Below are 15628 nucleotides of genomic sequence, written 5' to 3'. Positions count from 1 at the left end.
AGGCCGAATTGTAGCCGCAAACCCGGTCGCTGTGCAGCCCGCCGATCAGTGCGCGTTGCCGCGACCGACCGACTGGGCCGAACGGCGGATCAACACGATCACCGGCAACAGGCCGGTTGCCACCAGCGTAATGGCTGGTAGTGCCGCTTCCGGCCAGTTGCCTTCAGCGGTCAGGCTGTGGATGCGCACGGCCAGCGTGTCCCAGCCGAAGGGGCGCATCAACAGGGTGGCGGGCATTTCCTTGAGTACGTCGACAAACACCAGCAGGCCGGCGCTGAGCAGCCCCGGCATCAACAGCGGCAAATAGACGCGCCAGAACACGCTGACTCCCGAGTGCCCAAGGCTGTGCGCCGCTTCCGGCAAGGCCGGCCGGATACGCGCGAGCGCAGTATCCAGCGGCCCGCTGGCCACCGCCATAAAGCGAATCAGGTAGGCCAGCAGCAGGGCAAACAGGCTACCCAGCAGCAAGGGAGCGGGCGACTCGACTCCCAGCCAGCGCTGCAGCGGCACCACCAGCTGATTATCCGCCACGCTGAAGGCAAACATGATACCCACCGCCAGCACCGAGCCGGGCAGCGCGTAGCCGAGGTTGGCCAGCGCCACCGCCGAGCGCACCCGACGAATGGGCTGCAGACGTCGCGCCAGCACCAGCAGCATCGCCACCACCACCGTGGTCACGGCGGCGATGCCGCCAAGGGTCAGGGTATTGCGGATCAGCGACCAATAGCGCTCGTCAAAGTCACTGCCGCTGGTGAACAGCCAGTAGAACAGCTGCACAAGGGGAATGATAAATGCCACCGCCAGCACTAGCAGGCAATAGCCGGTGGCCAGCCAGCCGCGCACACCGCGCAGCTGAAACAGCGGCCCCTGGCGCGGCTTGTCGCTGCCGGGAAAGCGCTTGCTGCCCTGTGCTCGCCGCTCGGCATACAGCGCCAGCAGCACAAACAGCAACAGCAGGCTGGCCAGTTGGGTCGCCGTCTGCAGGCTGTAGAAGCCGTACCAGGTTTTATAGATCGCCGTGGTAAAGGTGTCGTAGTTGAACACCGAGACCGCACCAAAGTCAGCCAGCGTTTCCATGACGGCCAGCGCCGCGCCGGCACCGATAGCCGGCCGCGCCATCGGCAACGCCACCCGCCAGAAGGCCTGCCAGGGGCTGTGCCCGAGAATCCGCGCGGCCTCCATCAGACCGCGCCCCTGCGCCAGAAACGCGCCCCGGGCGAGCATGTAGACGTAGGGATAGAACACCAGCACCAGCACAAAAATCACACCACCGGTGGAGCGGATGGAGACCATGCGAAAGTCGCTGCCTAGCCAGCCCCGCAACGTGGTTTGCAGCGGCCCGGCAAAGTCCAGAATGCCGATCATGACAAAGGCCAGCACATACGCCGGCACGGCGAAGGGCAGCATCAACGCCCAGTCCAGCCAGCGCCGACCAGGGAAGTTACACAGGCTGGTCAGCCAGGCCAGGCTGACACCCAGCAGCACGACCCCGACGATCACGCCAATGGCCAGCACCAGCGTATTGCCCAGCAGGCGGGCCATCTGGGTTTCCAGCAGGTGATTCCAGATGGTGCTGTCCAGCGAGTTCCAGCTCAGCGCCAAGACCAGCAGCGGCAGCAACACCAGCACGGCGCCAGCGTAGGCAACAGCGCGCCACTGGGGCTTGGAAACAATGGACGGAAGCGGCACTCAGACTCCACGGATCAGCGACAGGAACAACAACGCCCAGCAGAGCCGGGCGTGCAGTATATCGGCAAAACGGCGGTGAATCAGTGCCAGCCGACGCGATCCATCAGCATGATGGCCTCGGCCTGGCGGCGGCCAGCCACCTCGACATTGACGTCGTCACGCTTGAAGTCACCCCAGGAGGCCACCTCCTCGGAGGGAGCAACCGACTCGTTGGCCGGGAATTCCTGGTTCACATCAGCAAACACGCGCTGCGCCTCTTCGGTGGTCAGCCACTCGAGGAAGGCAACGGCCTCATCCGGGTGCTTGGCATGTGCAGTTACACCTGCGCCCGAAATATTCACGTGCACACCGCGGTCTTGCTGGTTCGGCCAGAACAGCTTGACCGGGAAGGACGGATCAGCCTTTTCCAGACGACCGAAGTAGTAGCTGTTGACGATACCCACGTCACACTGGCCCGCAGCGATGGCATTGAGCAGCGCGGTGTCATCACCAAAGGCCGGCGTCGCCAGGTTGTTGACCCAGCCCTGCAGCACCTCGGTGGTGCGCTCAACGCCGATGCTTTCCATCATGGTTGCGGTCAGCGACTGGTTGTAGACCTTGCGCGAGGTACGCAGGCACAGGCGCGCCGCCCAGTCTTCGTCTGCCAGCGCCTCGTAGGTGCTCAGCTCGGACGGATCAACCCGCTCGGTAGAGTAGGCGATGGTCCGCGCGCGCAACGACAGGCCGGTCCAGTAGCCATCAGCGGAGCGGTATTTGGCCGGAATGTTGGCACTGATGGTCGCGGAGTCGACGGCGCGCAGAACACCCTGCTGCTCGGCCTGCCAGAGGTTACCGGCATCAACGGTGATCAACAGGTCAGCCGGGGTGTTGGCCCCCTCGGCCTTCAGACGCGCCAGCAGCGGCGCCTCACTGTCGGTGATGTATTTGAAGGTGGTGCCGGTCTTCTCGGTATAGAGATCGAATACCGGCTTGATCAGATGGTCCTGACGGGCCGAATAGACTACCAACTCTTCGGCTTGGGCGACGCCACCCAAGGTGCTGACGGCCAACCCGAGGGCGGCGAGCTTGCGGATCACAGACATGAAAGGTCGCTCCGTTGCGTGTGGATGGCGGATGATAATAATTCCTGTTTTAACTGGCAATGCGGCGTTGCGACTCATTACGTCGCCAGATGTTGCCAGACAGATACTGACCAGCGTCTGTCGACTCAGCGTGCCAGGCTCGGCAGCTCGCCATCCAGCCCCATTGCCTGGCGCATGACCCGAGCCTTCAGCAACGGCGCACGCTCAAACAACTGCATGCCGGTGTTGCGCAACCAGCGCAGCGGCAAGGCGTCAGCATGAAACAGGCGCTCGAAGCCCTCCATCGCAGCCATCACTGCCAGATTGTTGCCCATGCGCGCACGCTCGTAGCGCTCCAGCACCGCCAGATCCGCGATGTTCTCGCCACGCTCGCAGGCGGCCAGCAGCACATCGGCCAGCTGGGCAGCATCGAGAAAACCGAGGTTGACGCCCTGCCCGGCCAGCGGATGAATACTGTGGGCGGCGTCACCCAGCAACGCCAGCCCCGGCATCACGTAGCGTTTGGCATGTCGCTGGCGCAGCGGAATACAGACCCGCGGATCAGCCGCTTGCACCGTGCCAAGCCGCTCTTCCAGCCCGTCAGTCAGGGCCAGGCAGAAGGCCTGATCGTCCAGCGCCATGACCTTCTCGGCGGCGTCTGGCAGTAGCGACCAGACAATCGAGCAGAAATGCCGGCCGTCGCGCGACGGCAACGGCAGGTAGGCCAGTGGGCCGCTGGGCAAAAAGCGCTGCCAGGCGGTGTCCTGATGGGGCCGGTCCAGCTCAACCGTGGTCACTACCGCGTGGTGCAGATAGTCCCACTCGCGCATGGCAAAGCCGGCCAGCTCACGCAGCCGGGAGCGTGCGCCATCGGCGCCCAGCACCAGCGGCGCGCGCAGCTGCCGGCCATCGTCCAGGTTGAGCCGCCAGCCTTCGTCTTCGCGCACCAGGCCTTGCACCCGGCTTTCGCCCAGCAAGGTCACATCGGTCTCCTGCAGGCGAGCCAGCAGTGCGTTCTGTACCTGCCCGTTCTCGACGATATGCCCCAGCCGCGGCTCACTCAGCGCGTCAGCATCAAAGCGCACCTCACCGGTGCCCTCGGCATCCCAGACACACATGTGCCGGTAGGCGCAAAGGCGCTCTGCGGGAATCCGCTGCCAGGCATTGACAGCGCGCAGGATCTGCTCAGAAGCCGCGCTCAGCGCACTGACCCGCGGGTCGTAACCCGAGGCGCTGCGCGGCTCAGGCAACGCCGCCAGCGGCTGGGCGTCCAGCAGCGCCAGGCGCAGCCCCTTGCCCGCCAGCGCACAGGCGAGTGCCGAGCCGACCATACCGGCCCCGACGACGATCAGATCAAATTGTCCGCTTTGCATGCCCTATCCCTTGAGTCCCATTGCCTGCCGGGCAAACACTGATTTGAGCGGCGCGACGATATCCATCCCCAGCAACCCGAGGTTGCGCCCGGCCGCCAGCACCGGACGACGGTTGCTGAACAGGCGCGTCAGCCCGTCACTGAAGGCAATGGTTTGCTGTTGATCCCGACGCTGGCGCTGCAGATAGCCGTTGAGCAGCGCCAACTCACCCGGTGACTGATCGGGCGCGGCGCTGGACAGCGTATCGGCCAGCGCCAGCACATCCCGCAGGCTGAGATTGAAGCCCTGACCAGCGATCGGATGCAGGCTGTGCGCTGCGTTGCCCAGCACCACCAGCCCGGTGCGTACCTGCTCTTCGGCCTCGATCAGGCTGAGCGGGTAACTGTGGCGTGCACCGACGCGCTTGAGCGCGCCCATGCGAAAACCGAAGGCGTCCTGCAGCGCGTGCAAAAAGGCTGCATCAGACAGCGCCATCACGTCGTCAGCCTGCGCCTCGGGCTGGGTCCAGACCAGTGCACTGCGCCCGCCGGACATCGGCAGCAGCGCCAGCGGGCCGCTCTCGGTGAAACGCTCATAGGCAACACCCTCATGCCCTTGGCTGCTGGCGATATTGGCAATAATCGCGGTCTGCCCGTAAGGGCGCACCTGGCGGTGGATACCCAACTGCTCCAGCAGGCCCGAACGGCCGCCGTCAGCCAGCACCAGAAGATCGGTCGCCTGCTCGTGCACCTGCCCATCCTGCTCTACCTGCAGCAACCAGCCAGTGCGAGCGGGTTCAGCGCGCACCACCCGCGCCGGCGCCTGCCACTTCACCACCCGCTCGTCCAGCGCGCCTAGCAGCGCCCGGCCCAGCTGCGCGTTCTCGACAACGTAGCCGAGTGCCGGCACCCGCTCCTGCTCGGCATGCAGACGGGTGACACCCGGATGACCGCGGTCGGAGACATGGATCTGTCTGATCGGCTCGGGCGCCGCCTCGGCCTGCACGCCGGCCCACACGCCCAGCCGCTCGAACAGCAGCCGACTACCGTGGGACAGCGCCGTGGAGCGTGCATCAAAACTGGGTTGCAACTCACCGCTGACCGGCGGGTGCGCCTCAATCAATTCGATACGCCAGCCGTGCCGTGTCGCCAACGGTTGCAGAGCCAGCGCCAGGCTGGCGCCGACCATGCCACCGCCGACAATACTGATGCGGCGGCTCACGCCGGCTCGGCCTCGGCCTGGCGCGCAGCTGCCATCAGCGCCTCGATCTCGTCCGGGTCCTTGGGCACCTTGGCGGTCAACACCTCGTAGCCTGTCCTGGTCACGACCACGTCATCTTCGATCCGCACGCCGATGCCGCGCCATTTGCGTGGTACGCTGTCGTCATCCGGCGAGATGTAAATGCCGGGCTCCACGGTCATCACCATACCCGGCTCCAGCTGGCGCCAAACGCCGCCCACGCGGTATTCACCCACGTCGTGCACATCCATGCCCAACCAGTGGCCGAGGCGGTGCATATAGAAGCGGCGATAGGCCTCGCCGGCGATCAACTCGTCAACCTCGCCCTGCAACAGACCCAGCTCCACCAGCCCGGCCGTAATGGCGCGCACGCTGGCATCGTGCGATTCGTTCCAGCTGTGCCCCGGGCCGATCACCGCCATAGCCGCCTCCTGCGCCGCCAGCACGATGTCGTAAATGGCACGCTGCTCGGGGCTGAAAGTGCCGCTGGCCGGGAAGGTACGAGTGATGTCGCTGGCGTAGCAATCCAGCTCGCAGCCCGCATCAATCAGCACCAGGTCGCCATCGCGCACCTGCGCAGTATTCTCGGTGTAATGCAGGATGCAGGCATTCTTGCCGGCGGCGACAATGGATGAATAGGCCGGTGAGCGACTGCCGTGATGCATGAAGCAGTGCTGCAGCTCGGCCTCCAGCTGATACTCGTAGCAGCCCGGGCGACAGAACTGCATGGCCCGCACATGGGCCTCGGCGGAAATATCGGCCGCGGCCTGCATGACCTTCTGCTCGCCGGCGCTTTTGTACAGGCGCATGTCATGCAACAGGTGATCCAGCGCAACAAACTCTTTGGGCGGCTGGGCACCGAGGCGCGCCTTGCTGCGAATCAGGTTGATCCAGTTGGTCAGCCGACGATCAAACTCGGCGTTGGCGCCCATGGCGTAATAGACACGCTCGCGGCCCTCGATCAGCCCGGGCAGAATGTCGTCGATATCACTGATGGGGAAAGCGTCGTTGGCGCCGTATTCGACGACCGCGCCCTCCTGTCCGGCTCGATAGCCGTCCCACAGCTCCCGTTCCTTGTCCTTTTCACGGCAGAACAACACGTACTCGCCATGCTCGCGGCCGGGAATCAAGACAGCCACTGCCTCTGGCTCAGGGAAGCCGGTGAGATACTGAAAGTCGCTGTCCTGGCGATAATTGTGCTCGACATCACGGTTGCGGATAAACACCTGGGCCGCCGGCAGCACGGCAATGCTGTTGGCTTCCATCTGGTTCATCAGCGCCTTGCGGCGGCGGGCATATTCCTGCTTGCTGATTCGCATCTTCACCTCGATCAATGCAGTGCGGCGGGCGGGGCGTCCTGTTGCTTATCATTGCTCTGACATTCGCTGAACACCATCAGCGTGGCCATGCGCACGTATTCCATGACCTCCATGAAGTCGACCTCGTTGCCTTCCGAATCATCCAGATCGGACTGTACCTGCGCGATGGCGGCGAAATCACGCAGCACGCCATCAGCCTCCTCGCTCAGCTGTGCGCTGCGTTCGACCAGGCCAAAGCCGGCCAGAAAGCCATCACACCATTGCCCCAGCGCGGCGGTGCGCAGGTCTATCCCGGCGTCATCGTCGGGCAGCAGCAAGGTCAGGCTGAAGCCGCTACCGGCCAGCTCGGCGAGACTGGCATCGTAGAGCTGGATCAGCGCTACCTTACCCGCCTCGGACAGGCTGCCGCGCCCATCCAGCAACTCCTGGGCAACATTCAGCCAGGTGGTGTGATCCAGGCGCGAACCCGCGCTCAGACGACCGACCAGGTGGCCGTGCAGCTCAGGCGGACGACCCACGGCAGCCAGATCGCTGCAGATCTGCGCGTAACGGTCATAGTCAAATACAGCGTGCATCAAGGCCATGCGGTGCTCCCACGAAAAACAGTCGCTGCCGAGCGGCGCGGATACAGGTATGCTGTCGCCGGCACCGCGTTGCAGCGGGTGAACCCAATGGGGCTATTGTGCCTGTGCGCAGCGGTTTAAATCTACCGCCCGGGCCGCTGATGCAGCGCAGACCAACCGCCCCACGCAGCCACCGGCTGCGGGTTTGACCACCCTGCAGGGCGCCTCTATAGTGGCTCAACCCCCGGGAAGACAGAATGGCGGCAATGGACGATTTGGATATCCAGGCACTGACCCAGCGCATCAGCCAGCTGATTGATCTGTGCGACCAGCTGAAACTGCAGAATCAGCACCTGCAGGCGCAGGAGCGTCTGTGGCGCGATGAACGCCTGCAGTTAATTGAAAAGAACGATTTGGCCCGTCAGAAGGTCGAAGCCATGATTCTGCGACTCAAATCCCTGGAGCACGACTCATGAGCCAACCCCTGACCGTCACCCTGCACATCCTCGACAAGGAATATCGCGTCAGCTGCCCGCCGGAAGAGCGCTCCAATCTGGAGCAGGCAGCGCGCCACCTGGACACCACCATGCGCGACATCCGCAACAGCGGCAAGGTGGTGGGCGTCGAGCGTATAGCCGTCATGGCCGCGCTGAACATCAGCCATGACATGCTGACAGGCAGCCACCAGAAAAATGCCGACCTGAGTGCTCAACAAGCCCAGATCAGCGAGCTGGTCAAGCGCCTAGATCAGGCCCTGGAAGGGCACCAGAGCTGAGCCCGGCCCGCGCGCAGCGGGCAAGAGCAGACAGCCATCGAAGTCAGCGACAAACTTCTGTATAGTGACTCCCATCCCTGGGGTGTTGGCCAGCCGGAGATGTCCCTGAGCCGATACTCCTGTACCAGGGGACTACGCGCGGTGCCAGTGTGCACGTCCGCATGACGGAAAGCCTGAGGTATCGCCGTAATCTCCGCCTTGAACTTTCGGGTTCAAGGGCTAACCCGGCAGCGGCACTCTGGGGACTCCTTTCAGCATGAACCCGCCTGTTTCCCGCACCCAATTACGCCGTCAACTGCGCCAGCGGCGCCGCGCCCTCAGCCGCGCCCAGCAACGTGCCGCTGCACGTCGTCTGCAGCGCACCATGGCACAGGATCTGCGGTTCATTCGCGCCCGGCATATCGCTTTTTATCTGGCCAACGACGGTGAAATCGACCCCGCTCCGCTGATGCGGCTCGCACGGCGCCTGGGCAAACACTGCTACCTGCCGGTGCTCAGCCGCTGGCCCGCCACAGCCATGCGTTTTCAGCGCCTGGTCAAAGGACAGCGCTGGCAGCGCAACCGCTTCGGCATCCGCGAGCCGCAGACACAGCGCGCCCTGCAAGCCAGGGCCTGGCGTCTTGATCTGGTGTTTTTGCCCCTGGTGGGGTTTGATGCTGCGGGCAACCGTCTGGGCATGGGGGGCGGCTTCTATGACCGGGCCTTCGCCTGGCGACGCTGGCGCACCCACACGCGCAGGCCTCGCCTACTGGGCCTGGCGCACCACTGCCAACAGGTTGAACATCTGGATGGCGCGAGCTGGGATATCCCACTCGACGCCGTTGTCACCGATCGCAGGCCCTGATCAGGGCGCGCGCTGCATGTGCGTCTCAGCGCTGCGATCAAGGTAACTCTGGGTATACCCCGTGGTCACCACTCCCAACCCGAAAACAATAACCAATACCCAAAGCAAATCTGGTTTGCGTCGCACGCGTTGCCTCCTGACGATAATGGCAATCTAATAATATGAATTGCGCAGCGCCCCCTGAATGAGACTAATTGTCGCTGCGTATCAACCGTTTTCCTACACCTTTGTCACAAACTTGTCAACAATCGGGGAACACATCATGGCCTACTGGCTGCTCAAGTCTGAGCCTGACGCCTTCGCGATCGACGACCTGCAGCACCTGCAGCAAGGCGTCTGGGATGGAGTACGCAATTATCAGGCGCGCAACTTCATGCGAGAGATGCAACCCGGAGACAGCTTTCTTTTCTATCACTCCAGCTGCCAACCGCCAGGTCTGGCCGGCGTCGGCCGCATCACCAGCTCGCCCTACCCTGACCGCACAGCGCTTGACCCGAACAACCCGTATCACGACGCCCGGGCCAGCGAGGATCGCCTTCCTTGGGTCGCGGTGGACGTCGCCTTCGAAGAAAAGTTCCCGCGCCTGTTCAGCCTCGACCAGCTGCGCGAGCTGGCCGGTCTGGAGGATCTGGCCCTGCTGCGGCGAGGCAACCGTCTGTCGGTCATGCCGGTGAAACCAGACCAATGGCAGATTATGTTGGCGGCTGCGCGCGGCTGAGCACTGGCCTGGCTGCAAGCACTGTGCTATCACTATGCTAACGAGGCAGGGCGACAACACGCAGAACCGCCACAGGGGTGGGTGGTGACGCAGGTATAGGCTTTGCTGGTGGCCGGGCAGGCTGCTTGCAACCTGGTGCCAGAACAGCAACAGCCCAGCCTCTGCCGTCCAGAGAACTGCCATGCCCGCTACAGCCATACCTGCGCCAATCAAACAGTTTCCGCGACTGATTCTCGCATTATTCTGCATCCTGGCATTGGCGCTGTATCTGCTGTGGCAGGCGCTGCTGAACGCGGAGCAAGAGCAAGCCCGTGCCCGCCTGCAGATCGAGGCTGATGCCCTCGCCCACCAGATTCAGACCCGCTTCGAACAGCAGGCCGCCACCTTGCTGCGCCTCGCCGAACGCTGGCCGCAGCACCGCGAAAACCGAGACCTGTGGACCCGCAACGCGAGCCAGCTGCTACGCGACTATCACAACTTTCAGGCCATCGAGTGGATGGATGCCAGCTTTCGCATGCGCTGGATCGAACCACTGAATGGCAACGAGGCCGCCATTGGCCTGACCTATAAACCCGATCACCCCAACTATCCGCTGCTGCTGGCGGCCCGTGACAGCGGCCAACCGCGCTTGAGCAACTCCTTCGAGCTGGTGCAGGGCGGATTGGGGCTTGCCTACTACATACCGCTGCACCGCATCAGCGGCGACGTACGTCGCTTTGACGGCTTTCTGCTGGGCATCTTTCGCGTCGAAGTTCTGATCAACGATCTGCTCAGCGAGCTGCAGGCAGCAGATCGCAGCCTGCGCTTCGAGGAGCAAGGCGTGGCACTGTACCGCTCCGAGAGCGACTATCAGGCGGCCCCGTGGCGCGTGAGCAGCCCGGTCACCCTGGCGGACAACAGCAATTTTGCGCTGGTCATGCAGCCCACTCATCAATTGCTCGCCAGCACCACCACACACCTGCCGCTGATGGTTGTGGTCTCCGGCGCGCTGGCCGCACTGCTGCTGTGCATCTCGCTATTACTGACTGTGCGCGGCGCCCAGCGCAGTCAGCAACTGGCACGCAGTAATCATCAACTGCAGGCCGAGGTAAAGCGTCGCCAGGACACCGAGGAAAGCCTGCAGCACAACCAGGCACGCCTGAAACTGATCCACGATATGACCGATCACAGCCACGACGCCCTGTTCATACTCGGGCTGGAGCCGCTTGAGGTCGTCTATCTCAACCGTACCTGCTGGCAAAGTCTGGGCTACAGCGAAGCAGAGCTGCTTGAGATCCTGCGCATAGCACCCAATGACGTGATGCCGGGTGCCATCAAGTGGCTGGAAGAACTGAGCAGCATGATTCACAGCCAGGGCGACGCCATCTTTCAGAAACGGGTGATAAGACGCGATGGCCAGAATCGGCCGCTGGAAGTCAGTGTGCGCCACCTGCGCCGCCTGGGCCGGGACTACCTCATCTGCGTGGGGCGCGACAACAGTGAGCAGCTGCAGCTGGCGGCACGCCTGCAGCAGCTATCCCACCAGGACGGACTGACCGGCCTGTTCAACCGGCGCTACTTTGACAAGACGCTGATCAGCGAATGGCGACGCCTACGCCGGGAGCAAACGCCGCTTGGACTGCTGATGCTGGATGTCGATCATTTCAAGCATTTCAACGATGAGCTGGGGCACCAGGCCGGGGACGATGCGCTGCAACAGGTTGCCACGGCGCTGAACAGCTGCCTGATGCGTGAAGGGGATTGCGTATGCCGCTACGGCGGGGAGGAGTTTGCCGTCATTCTGCCCGGCGCGGGCGCCAGCCAATGCCTGCAGGTTGCCGAGCGGATTCATGACGCCATCGCCAAGCTGAATATCCGCCACCCGCACACCACCGTGGAGCACGGACGCCTGACGGTCAGCATCGGCGCTGCGAGCCTGATACCCCAGCCGCAATGGAGCCCGCACGACCTGGTCCACCAGGCCGACACCGCGCTTTACCAGGCCAAGGCCGCTGGACGCAACCGCTCGCAGCTGAGCAAGCCCGAAGAGGCTCAGCCCAGGTAAAGTCGGTAGGCCGGGTTATCGGTTTCGTCCCAGTACTGGTAACCGATGCCATCGAGCGCCGCCGGCAGCAGATGGCGCTCACTTGCCGGTACCTGCAGGCCGGCGACGACGCGACCATAGGCTGCGCCGTGGTTACGGTAGTGGAACATCGAGATATTCCAGCGCCCGCCCAGCTTGTTGAGGAAGTTGAACAGCGCGCCCGGACGCTCCGGAAACTCGAAGCGAAACACCTGTTCGTCGGTTACGTGCTCGGCGTGCCCACCGACCATGTGCCGAATATGCAGTTTGGCCAGCTCGTTGTCGGTCAGATCCAGCACCGGAAAGCCATCTTCGGCCAGTTGACTGACCAGCTTGTCGCGCGGATCGAGTTCAGGGTGAGTCTGCACACCCACGAAGATGTGCGCCTCGCTGCCGGTGTGATAGCGATAGTTGAACTCGGTAATCGCGCGCTTGCCGATGGCTTCGCAGAAGTGCTTGAAGCTGCCGGGCTTTTCCGGAATGGTCACCGCCAGCAGAGCTTCCCGTTTCTCGCCGATCTCGGCACGCTCGGCCACATGACGCAGACGATCAAAGTTGATGTTGGCGCCGGAGTCGATGGCCACCAGCACCTGACCACTGCAGCCCTCGCGCTCGACATATTTCTTGATCCCGGCAACGCCCAGGCAACCCGCCGGCTCGCAGATGGAACGGGTATCGTCGTAAATATCCTTGATCGCGGCGCACATCTCGTCGGTGGTCACGGTAATCACTTCATCAACATACCGGCGACAGACCTCGAAGGTGTGCTCACCGATCTGCGCCACCGCTACGCCGTCGGCAAACAGCCCCACCTGGCCGAGCACCACCCGCTCATCGGCGGCCATGGCGGCCTGCAGACAGGCTGAATCCTGCGGTTCGACGCCGATCACCTTGATGTCCGGGCGCAGATACTTTACGTAGGCGGCGATACCGGCGATCAGGCCGCCCCCACCGACCGGGACGAAGATCGCATTCAGCGGACCCTGCACCTGACGCAGAATTTCCATTGCCACGGTACCCTGACCGGCAATGGTGTCCGGGTCGTCGTAAGGGTGGATATAGACGAAGCCCTTTTCCTTAACCAGCTTCTGCGAATAGGCCAGCGCCTCATCAAAGGCGTCGCCGTGCAACACCACCTTGCCGCCGCGTGCGCGCACCGCCTTGACCTTGATCTCGGGCGTGGTGCGCGGCATCACGATAGTCGCCTTCACGCCCATATGACGAGCAGCGTAGGCCAGGCCCTGGGCATGGTTGCCGGCAGACGCCGCCACCACACCGCAAGCACGCTGTTCGTCGGTCAACTGCGCCAGCTTGTTGTAGGCACCGCGAATCTTGAAGGAGAACACCGGCTGCAGGTCTTCGCGCTTGAGCAGCACGCTGTTGCCCAGCCGCTCGGAGAGAAAGGGCGCGGGGTGCACCGGGGTTTCCACCGCCACATCGTAAACCGGAGAGCAGAGGATCTTCTTGACGTAGGTTTCCAGCATGGGTGAGGTCAACTGATCGGGGAAATGGGAAAGGCGCAAGTCTAGCGAATCACAGCCCCCGCGACTACACGCGCCCCGTGCTGCACCGTATAATCGCGCTTTTGCACAGCCCGCGATGAGGAGCCAAGATGACCCAGGACGAAATGAAACAGGCGGTAGGACAGGCCGCCGTTGAGCGTCTACTGCCGCATCTGGATGCAAACAGCATTGTCGGCGTTGGTACCGGCTCCACCGCCAACTGCTTTATCGACGCTCTGGCCAAACACAAGCTGGCCTTCGACGGCGCCGTCGCCAGCTCCGAAGCCACTGCCGAGCGCCTGAAAAGCCACGGCATCACGGTCTACGACCTCAACGGCGTGCCGCAGCTGGACTTCTATGTCGACGGCGCCGACGAAAGCAACGAAAACCTGGAGCTGATCAAGGGCGGCGGCGCAGCCCTGACCCGCGAGAAAATCGTTGCCGCGGTTGCCGACACCTTCATCTGCATCGCCGATGAGAGCAAGCTGGTACCGGTGCTCGGCAACTTCCCGCTACCGGTCGAAGTCATCCCGATGGCGCGCAGCCATGTAGCCCGCGAAATCGTCAAGCTCGGTGGCGACCCGGTCTACCGTGAAGGCTGCGTGACCGACAACGGCAATGTCATCCTCGACGTCTACAACATGTCGATTGTTAACCCCAAGCAACTGGAAGCCGACCTCAACGCCATTGTCGGTGTGGTCTGCAACGGACTGTTCGCCGCCCGCCCGGCCGATGTGCTGCTGCTGGGCACGCCTCAGGGTGTACGCAGCATCGAACGCAGCTGAGGCAGCAGACCCGGGCGCGCTACTCACCCGGCACAAAGCGATAGAACAGGTTCGGCTCGCTGACCAGATACAGCCGCCGCTGCTCATCCATCGCCAAGCCTTCGGCCTGTGGCACCGTGTGCTCCAGGCCGTGCATGCCGCGCCACAACCCCAGCAGACTGCGAGGGTGGCTGTCTTCGTCGTACTCGACCAGCATGTTTGACTCGTCGCTGAGCAGCAGCAGATGCCCGGTGTCATCGTGCAGGCTCAGGGAAGACAGGTCGCGCATGAACAACCAAGGCGAGTCAGGGGATTTCAGTTCCTCGATACGAATGGCGATCGGAGCGCCCGGCGGCGCGCTGACAAAGCCGGTGACCGCCAGCACGCGCAGCGGGTCGCGCTCCTTGACTACCAGCAAACGCTGCTGCCGCTGATCCCAGGACAGGCCCTCAAAGCCCTTGTTGCCATTGAGATCAAGCCCGATGGTCAGGCTGGGCGCTCCAGTGACGTCCAGCTCTGTAGCGTCATCGGCAATCTCGATCTCGATCAGCCGCTGGGTGCGCTCCTCAGCGATAACAAAGCGGCTTCCCGCCACATAGGTGAGCCCCTCCATGTCCTGCACACCGTTGATGCGCACCTTGCGCAGCAACTGGCCCTCAGCCGACAGCTCGACCAGCAGCGGCTCACCGTTAAGCACCGCAAACAGCGTGCCGGTCTGCGGATTGAAGGTCAGGGCCGACACATCGTCGTCCAGCCCCTCGATGGGTTGCGCCTGAATATCCACGCGATAGCGGTCCAGCGCGAGCGAGTCATGATGCGCTGGCGCCTGCTGCATCCGCCAGCTGTGCCACCAGAGCACGTCCAAATGCAGGTAATGGAGCACGGCACCGCCCAGCACCAGCAGCAGAACAAGGGCAAACAGCAGCTTTTTCATCGGCGCTCCAGACGTTGACAGCCCTGCTGGGACCGGCGCCAGCGCCGCAGGTTCATCCGGCGATACGCGTGTCGATTTGCAACCGGCCCGGGATCGCCAGACTCAGCGCATCGTTTGGCTTGAGTACTCCTACACCGGCAGGGGTCCCGGTGATCACCACGTCCCCCGGCAGCAGAGTGAACTGGGTAGCGATATGCCGCAGCAGCGCCACAATCGGCGTAATCATCTCGGCAGCCGTGCCGTACTGGCGGCGCTCACCGTTGATATCCAGTTGCAGGGCCAGCGCATGCAGATCACCCGCCTCGGCTTTCGGCACAAAGGGCGACAGCGGGCAGGCACCGTCGAAGCACTTGGCACGCTCCCACGGGTGGCTCTTGCCCTTCAACTGATCCTGCAATTCACGCAGGGTCAGGTCGAGCGCCAGACCAACACCAACAATTGCCGCCTCTGCCTCTTCTTCACTGACCATGCCGCTCAAGGGCGCACCGATCAGCAGGGCAATCTCGGTTTCGTAGTGCACCGGCCCACGGCCCTGCACCAGCTCGATCGGCGGCGTCATTGGCACTACCGAGGTGGCCGGCTTGATAAACAGCAGTGGCTCGGTTGGCACCGGGTTGTTCAGTTCGCGGGCGTGCTCGGCGTAGTTGCGCCCGACACACACCACCTTGCCCATCGGCAGATCGATCACACTGCCGTCCACATACTGATGCTGGTAGGTCATATACCCTGCTCCCGCCCTGGCTGTTACATACCGCTTTGCTTTCGCCTGTCGCTTTTCGCTTGAGGCTTTGCTTTTGGTTTTGCTT

At 63.2% G+C, this 15628-nt stretch carries 15 protein-coding genes and 1 other RNA gene; 7 read left to right on the top strand and 9 right to left on the bottom strand.

Going from position 1 to position 15628, the window contains the following annotated elements:
- Positions 1-45: 45 nt before the first annotated feature.
- The 6 genes from ASB58_RS00500 to ASB58_RS00475 all read right to left on the bottom strand — a co-directional run bounded on the left by ASB58_RS00500 (position 46) and on the right by ASB58_RS00475 (position 7244).
- A complete protein-coding gene (locus ASB58_RS00500; protein ID WP_118128970.1) occupies positions 46-1689 on the bottom strand; it encodes an ABC transporter permease in 1644 nt (547 codons plus the stop codon).
- A gap of 80 nt (positions 1690-1769) precedes the next feature.
- Entirely contained in the window at positions 1770-2771 is a 1002-nt protein-coding gene (locus ASB58_RS00495) for an extracellular solute-binding protein (protein ID WP_118128969.1), read from the bottom strand.
- A 125-nt stretch (positions 2772-2896) separates the two neighbouring features.
- Positions 2897-4123 carry an FAD-dependent monooxygenase gene (locus ASB58_RS00490; protein ID WP_118128968.1) on the bottom strand — a complete coding sequence of 409 codons (1227 nt, stop codon included), beginning with the start codon at positions 4121-4123 and terminating at the stop codon, positions 2897-2899.
- A 3-nt stretch (positions 4124-4126) separates the two neighbouring features.
- Positions 4127-5323 carry a 2-octaprenyl-6-methoxyphenyl hydroxylase gene (ubiH, locus tag ASB58_RS00485; RefSeq protein ID WP_118128967.1) on the bottom strand — a complete coding sequence of 399 codons (1197 nt, stop codon included), beginning with the start codon at positions 5321-5323 and terminating at the stop codon, positions 4127-4129.
- Positions 5320-6660 (bottom strand): Xaa-Pro aminopeptidase, encoded by a 1341-nt coding sequence (pepP, locus tag ASB58_RS00480; protein ID WP_118129958.1) that lies wholly within the window; start codon positions 6658-6660, stop codon positions 5320-5322. Before pepP ends, ubiH begins: the two co-directional genes overlap by 4 nt.
- An 11-nt stretch (positions 6661-6671) precedes the next feature.
- Positions 6672-7244 carry a UPF0149 family protein gene (locus ASB58_RS00475; protein ID WP_235827147.1) on the bottom strand — a complete coding sequence of 191 codons (573 nt, stop codon included), beginning with the start codon at positions 7242-7244 and terminating at the stop codon, positions 6672-6674.
- Between the two features lie 245 nt (positions 7245-7489).
- Between ASB58_RS00475 and ASB58_RS00470 the strand changes: the two genes are divergently transcribed.
- From ASB58_RS00470 to ASB58_RS00445, 6 genes are all read left to right on the top strand, one after another.
- The gene (locus ASB58_RS00470; RefSeq protein ID WP_065335686.1) at positions 7490-7699 is read left to right on the top strand and encodes a TIGR02449 family protein; all 210 of its coding nucleotides are present in this window, start codon (positions 7490-7492) and stop codon (positions 7697-7699) included.
- The gene (locus tag ASB58_RS00465; RefSeq protein WP_065335685.1) at positions 7696-7998 is read left to right on the top strand and encodes a cell division protein ZapA; all 303 of its coding nucleotides are present in this window, start codon (positions 7696-7698) and stop codon (positions 7996-7998) included. The genes ASB58_RS00470 and ASB58_RS00465 overlap by 4 nt, the downstream gene beginning before the upstream one ends.
- Positions 7999-8069: 71 nt before the next feature.
- Positions 8070-8247: non-coding RNA, 6S RNA (ssrS, locus tag ASB58_RS00460), on the top strand.
- Positions 8248-8254: 7 nt separating this feature from the next.
- Positions 8255-8842, top strand: coding sequence for a 5-formyltetrahydrofolate cyclo-ligase (locus ASB58_RS00455; RefSeq protein WP_118128966.1), 588 nt, complete (start codon positions 8255-8257; stop codon positions 8840-8842).
- 262 nt (positions 8843-9104) lie between these two features.
- Positions 9105-9560, top strand: coding sequence for an EVE domain-containing protein (locus ASB58_RS00450; RefSeq protein WP_096003814.1), 456 nt, complete (start codon positions 9105-9107; stop codon positions 9558-9560).
- A 181-nt stretch (positions 9561-9741) separates the two neighbouring features.
- Positions 9742-11604: a diguanylate cyclase gene (locus ASB58_RS00445; protein WP_118128965.1), complete on the top strand. Its 1863-nt coding sequence runs from the start codon at positions 9742-9744 to the stop codon at positions 11602-11604.
- On the opposite strand, the gene ilvA is transcribed toward ASB58_RS00445, so the two are convergent.
- On the bottom strand, positions 11592-13106 hold the full coding sequence (gene ilvA / locus ASB58_RS00440; RefSeq protein WP_096003812.1) for a threonine ammonia-lyase, biosynthetic: 1515 nt from the start codon (positions 13104-13106) through the stop codon (positions 11592-11594). The genes ASB58_RS00445 and ilvA overlap by 13 nt on opposite strands.
- Before the next feature lie 128 nt (positions 13107-13234).
- Between ilvA and rpiA the strand changes: the two genes are divergently transcribed.
- Positions 13235-13909, top strand: a complete 675-nt coding sequence (gene rpiA, locus ASB58_RS00435) for a ribose-5-phosphate isomerase RpiA (RefSeq protein WP_118128964.1) — start codon at positions 13235-13237, stop codon at positions 13907-13909.
- Positions 13910-13928: 19 nt separating this feature from the next.
- Here rpiA and ASB58_RS00430 read toward each other — a convergent pair whose 3' ends face one another.
- Complete coding sequence (locus tag ASB58_RS00430) at positions 13929-14822, bottom strand: SdiA-regulated domain-containing protein (protein WP_118128963.1); 894 nt, start codon at positions 14820-14822, stop codon at positions 13929-13931.
- A 52-nt stretch (positions 14823-14874) separates the two neighbouring features.
- The gene (locus ASB58_RS00425; RefSeq protein ID WP_118128962.1) at positions 14875-15543 is read right to left on the bottom strand and encodes a fumarylacetoacetate hydrolase family protein; all 669 of its coding nucleotides are present in this window, start codon (positions 15541-15543) and stop codon (positions 14875-14877) included.
- Positions 15544-15628 lie beyond the last annotated feature (85 nt).

The sequence above is a fragment of the Pseudomonas abyssi genome (assembly GCF_003444685.1).
Classification (GTDB): Bacteria; Pseudomonadota; Gammaproteobacteria; order Pseudomonadales; family Pseudomonadaceae; genus Halopseudomonas; species Halopseudomonas abyssi.
This window is presented reverse-complemented; position numbering and strand designations above follow the sequence as displayed.